Origin of the sequence: Bacillus sp. MYb56, assembly GCF_002976445.1 — a bacterium.
Classification (GTDB): Bacteria; Bacillota; Bacilli; order Bacillales; family Bacillaceae_G; genus Bacillus_A; species Bacillus_A mycoides.
In genome coordinates, this window is record NZ_PCOH01000098.1 from 1 (window position 1) to 3,509 (window position 3,509).

Below are 3,509 nucleotides of genomic sequence, written 5' to 3' on the forward strand. Positions count from 1 at the left end.
TTTTATAAGTAGCACGTACTAAGTAAACATAAGTCCTCCCATGTTTCTTACTAAATACAAAAAAGCCTTTCGTTCCCTCTTTCCCTTTCATTTCTCTCACCCTTTACGTTTTTCCCACCATACTATTAAAAAAGAAAATACGGTGGGAAAGATTTGTTTAAATGTGATCTTATTTAACGAATTTACCGGAAGAATTCTTCTTCCTCAAGCGTGTGAAGGGCGATAGCCCAACGGTAGGTAGGAGATGAATTTCGGTTTAGCATAGCCAAAAACTTTTGATAAACTAGCTATATAAAGTTCTTTGATAACTTGATATATGAGGTTGCAGGAAGAAAATAGAGTGCGAAAACCAAGCCATTCGGTTCCTGCGTAAAATATCAACCGTACCAAAAGAGCGTCCAAGCGTTGGACATCTAGGGGCGGAACACCCCGAAGTAACGCTCAGGGAGACGAAAGGTTGCTTTCGTCGTGGAACTGAGAAGCTCCCACTTCAAGCTTTGCTAAGTGGCGAGTAGTTCACCTAGTTACTAGTACATTATCTTTTACGAATTTTTCAGCTTGTATATAGAGCAAAAATAAATCGGCACTAAGCGTTATAGTAGTTGAGTCTTTCATTCTTTTAAGGTTAATAAAGTCGTGTTCTTCATTACCGAACATTTTTGCGTAACCTAAAACTAAGTATACAGTGTTATCTTTTGAAAAGTGGAAAAATTCACCGCGTTTTGGCCTCATATTATATCCTCCTAAAAGTAATTAGTTATAAGGGAAAATTAGTGCGCCAAGAGCAAATTTTGTTTTCGAATTTTTTTAAACTGACCAAACTTTACTAGTTGCCGATTTTCTAGTCCAGGGATCTTATTTGAAGAATCGGAGACATCCACAACAATGGTATTAGTTAATACATTAACTACCGAACCAATTAGTGTTACTGAAGAATCATGACGATAATGGAATTGTACAGGATCACCAATTTTTACATTTACAGATTTTTTATTCATAAAATAGTTCCTCCTTAATTATACAGGTTGAAAGATATTAGAATTAAAACCCAAAATATACTCCAGAGATCATATATGTAGCTACAACCATAAAAATAGATATTCCAAATGTACCGAAGAAGCAAATTTGGGAGGTAATACAATTATCTATACCAAACCATTTACAAGTGACATTATATCGCTTATTTAAATTGGTTTTTATAATAATTTTTATTTTTTCTTTTTTAGTTAAATGTGATAAAATATTCTTGCTGTGATGAGTTTTTAGGTATATATTTGCCTTCTAGAATCAGCCTTTCTTTTATAATGTATCTGGAAAAGCCCTTACTTACTTGGCGGTGGTGGGGGCTTTTTCGTGTCTATTTTTAATGGGTAATCCCTAATTCTTTTGAGGTCCGTAAACTTTAGTCATAACCTCTTTAGTTAGAAGCCATGTATTTCCTGACTTCTTGACTAATCCTAATTCCACGTAATTTTTTAATTTACCACGTACACATGACGATCTCACGGTACCTTTTTTTAATCCCCACTTCTGTTTGGCTTCACTTGTTGTAAAAACATTGGAAAGTGGGGAGTTTTAAAATTTTTTTCTACAGACCTCTTCTTATCAGTCATTATATTCCCGGAAATTCTATCTGTTAATTTCGACAAAAAAGCACATAACCTAAATAGATTATGTGCGTAATAAAAATTTTCTTTTTAATTAACTTATTTTTCCTTGAGCAATAAGGACAGCCATAACCTCTTGTACGATTACAAACTTTGGTTTCCCATTCGTGTCCCTCCTTGCACTCCCACCATACTTTTGTATATTAGTTTCATGCCACTGTTTGGCTAGCTCAGGGTTTCTTATTGCTAAGCTGTTATCCATATAGTGTTACCTCCTCTCTAGGGGTATAGACCATACAATTTGTTTACGCATTATAGCTATTTGATATACCTATATGGGGTCACCATACCATGCCCCAAAAAAATTGTACGTTTAGAAATAAAATCGACACATTTTGATTAGTTCCCTGTATGTTAAGGAGTTAGTTTGTATATTTGAGGAAATGTGCGAGACAGGTGTAAATTTAAAAGAATCCAATATTTTCTATTCAAATATGGTAGAATGGAAATATATGCAAAACGGAGGAACAACAAATGAACTCAAACACAAAACAGTTTATTTATGATATCCAGCAAAGAAAGAACAATTATATGGAAAATGTATTAATAGCAATACAACACCCTAAAAAAGAGCAATCTGAACAAGTCATTCAAAATATAGTAGAGAAGATGGATATGATGATCAGTTTAGTTACTACTTACATGGCTATTGAATCAGAATCTATGAAAGAATTAAAAGAGCTTCAGGAAGAAATTATTCATGCTCAAGCATATATTCAAAAACGAAAATTTGAAGAAACACAGAGATAAAACCCTGTGTTTTTATTTGTGCGTCTATGACGCCAATCTGTTATTAATAGGCAATGATATAGGGATATTTTGAATGTACATCCAGGTTGTTCCTTTCAAGATATGTATCATTTTAAATACGCCCTTTATTAGAATACTGCTCATACTTTTTTTGAGATTCTTTCGTAATACGTGCGTTAAGTAAAATTGCTAACAATAAAAACACTCCATATTTTCCCCCTGTAGCTCCTATGATAAGCACACTACTACAAACAAGTACAATTAATAGGAGAAACGAAACTAAATAAATATGGTTATAGTTCTTTGACATCTTCTCGTATTTTATGCGTTCTTTCCTTGCATCTATCTAAATTCCTCCTTTAAATTATCCATTTCACTATAAAATAAATCTCGCCCTTAAAAAGAAAACAATCTATCGTTTCAAATAATTAGTTTGTTTTTTTAGCAACTAATTTATATAACGTAAAAAGAAATACTACCAATATTAAGCTTTCCGCTATGATAATCCCGACCCTCTCCTTTCTTTTAATCCCATCGCATCAGATGATATGTATATCCTATTATTATCAACAGAAAACAAAAAGGATCATCCCTTTTCGTAAAGGATTATCCTTTTCTTCGTTCATTCAACAATTTTTAGGTATTCTTGATTAATTAAAATAACAGCCGGTCCATCTACAAGAATTCCACCAACTTCAATTTTTTCATAGGCCTCAATCTTAATAGAAGTAATCCCTTTCCGCTTCTTTAACTCGTTACTTAATTCTTGCGTCGGCATGTGTTTCATATCTTCACTCCTTCTTATTGTTTCATTTCATCTTATTATGTTAAATGAATTATAAAAATGGTTTCTAGTTCTAGAAATTCCATCAATTTTTATCGTTGACCATATATTTAGATGTTACCAACTCGCGTATCTCTTTTATGAAAAGAAGATAAACAATTACTATTCACTGTCTCAGTAAATGTAGAAAATTCTTAAAGATAGAGATGAGATTGATTATTTTTTCTTCTAGAAATAATGACTTAGATATATATACCTAAAACAATGAAAGCCCTACCTCTCTTTCATCCTTACGGCTCCTTGTCCGT

The 3,509-nt window shown here is 32.8% G+C and carries 6 protein-coding genes and 2 pseudogenes; 1 reads left to right on the forward strand and 7 read right to left on the reverse strand.

The genetic code is table 11. The annotated features are described in order from the left end of the window. Window positions 1–516: 516 nt before the first annotated feature. The 5 genes and pseudogenes from CQ058_RS30935 to CQ058_RS33115 all read right to left on the reverse strand — a co-directional run bounded on the left by CQ058_RS30935 (window position 517) and on the right by CQ058_RS33115 (window position 1,869). Complete coding sequence (locus CQ058_RS30935; RefSeq protein WP_105590250.1) at window positions 517–732, reverse strand: hypothetical protein; 216 nt, start codon at window positions 730–732, stop codon at window positions 517–519. Between the two features lie 38 nt (window positions 733–770). Further along, window positions 771–998, reverse strand: coding sequence for a hypothetical protein (locus tag CQ058_RS30940; RefSeq protein WP_002187305.1), 228 nt, complete (start codon window positions 996–998; stop codon window positions 771–773). Window positions 999–1,377: 379 nt separating this feature from the next. Further along, window positions 1,378–1,554: pseudogene (locus CQ058_RS33020) on the reverse strand (helix-turn-helix domain-containing protein); the annotation flags it as partial. 82 nt (window positions 1,555–1,636) lie between these two features. Further along, window positions 1,637–1,762 (reverse strand): annotated as a pseudogene (locus CQ058_RS32635) (hypothetical protein); the annotation flags it as partial. After that, complete coding sequence (locus CQ058_RS33115; RefSeq protein WP_002187316.1) at window positions 1,702–1,869, reverse strand: hypothetical protein; 168 nt, start codon at window positions 1,867–1,869, stop codon at window positions 1,702–1,704. The pseudogene CQ058_RS32635 and the gene CQ058_RS33115, both read right to left, overlap by 61 nt. Window positions 1,870–2,141: 272 nt before the next feature. Here CQ058_RS33115 and CQ058_RS30955 point away from each other — a divergent pair, with 272 nt between their 5' ends. Continuing rightward, on the forward strand, window positions 2,142–2,417 hold the full coding sequence (locus CQ058_RS30955; RefSeq protein ID WP_002191560.1) for a hypothetical protein: 276 nt from the start codon (window positions 2,142–2,144) through the stop codon (window positions 2,415–2,417). A 112-nt stretch (window positions 2,418–2,529) separates the two neighbouring features. Here the strand turns inward: CQ058_RS30955 and CQ058_RS30960 are convergent, their stop codons facing one another. After that, window positions 2,530–2,763, reverse strand: a complete 234-nt coding sequence (locus tag CQ058_RS30960) for a hypothetical protein (protein ID WP_033728274.1) — start codon at window positions 2,761–2,763, stop codon at window positions 2,530–2,532. A 276-nt stretch (window positions 2,764–3,039) separates the two neighbouring features. Next, a complete protein-coding gene (locus CQ058_RS30965) occupies window positions 3,040–3,204 on the reverse strand; it encodes a BC1881 family protein (RefSeq protein WP_002187312.1) in 165 nt (54 codons plus the stop codon). Window positions 3,205–3,509 lie beyond the last annotated feature (305 nt).

Coding starts and splice junctions, on each gene's coding strand:
- CQ058_RS30935 (WP_105590250.1), bottom strand. CDS start 732: ATGAGGCCAAAACGCGGTGAATTTTTCCACTTTTCAAAAGATAACACT.
- CQ058_RS30940 (WP_002187305.1), bottom strand. CDS start 998: ATGAATAAAAAATCTGTAAATGTAAAAATTGGTGATCCTGTACAATTC.
- CQ058_RS33115 (WP_002187316.1), bottom strand. CDS start 1,869: ATGGATAACAGCTTAGCAATAAGAAACCCTGAGCTAGCCAAACAGTGG.
- CQ058_RS30955 (WP_002191560.1), top strand. CDS start 2,142: ATGAACTCAAACACAAAACAGTTTATTTATGATATCCAGCAAAGAAAG.
- CQ058_RS30965 (WP_002187312.1), bottom strand. CDS start 3,204: ATGAAACACATGCCGACGCAAGAATTAAGTAACGAGTTAAAGAAGCGG.